The following is a 727-nucleotide window of genomic DNA, read 5'->3' on the forward strand; positions in this document are numbered from 1 at the left end:
GCCAGTGGGTCGCCTCGGTCTACCACCACACCGCCCACGCGGGACTGTGCATCCCCCAACTGCCGCAGGCGTCGTTCTCCCCGGCAGAGATGTTCGAGGTCGGCCTCGCCCGCGCGGGAAAGCTGCGGCTGCCCGCCCGCCCCGGCCTCGCCTACGACTTCCTCGCGGTGGAGTGGCGGACCATCCAGCACTACGGCGTCGAGATCCACGGCCAGCGGTACAACGGGCCGGGCCTGAACCTGCACCGCGGCCACCGCTCCCCCTTCGGTGGGGTGCACGCCGGCAAGTGGCCCTTCCACGTCGACGTCTCCGACGTGCGGCACGTGCACTTCCGCGACCCCGACACCGGGCAGTGGCACCAGTTGGTGTGGGAGCACGCCCATGGCTTGGACGCCCCGTTCTCCCAGGCCGCGGCCGACTACGCGCGGCAGGTCAGCGTCCGCACGAACCGGCACGTCGACCCCCAGCGTGCAGTGCACGACCTGCTCGGGCAGTGGTCGGCCGGTGAGGTCACCGCCCGCCGGGACCGGGCCCTGGCTCGACGCCTCAGCGCCCAACGCGCCGCTGACAACGCCACGGACGCCGCACCCGCGAACCCGCCCGCTGCGGCCACGAGCGACGCCGCGACCACCGCGGCCGTGGCCGTGGCCGCGGCTGACGCCGCGGCGCGGGAGGTCGCGAGCTTGCCGGGGGTGGTGGACCTGGTGGCCCGCCGCTCGGAGCGGGC

At 74.8% G+C, this 727-nt stretch carries 1 protein-coding gene; it reads left to right on the top strand.

Features of this window, described 5'->3' with window-relative positions:
• Positions 1–727, top strand: a 727-nt coding sequence (locus WDZ17_RS17375; protein WP_339576433.1) for a hypothetical protein, incomplete at both ends; no start/stop codon positions are given.

This window comes from Pseudokineococcus basanitobsidens, assembly GCF_037482545.1.
In the GTDB taxonomy this organism is placed as follows: Bacteria; Actinomycetota; Actinomycetes; order Actinomycetales; family Quadrisphaeraceae; genus Pseudokineococcus; species Pseudokineococcus basanitobsidens.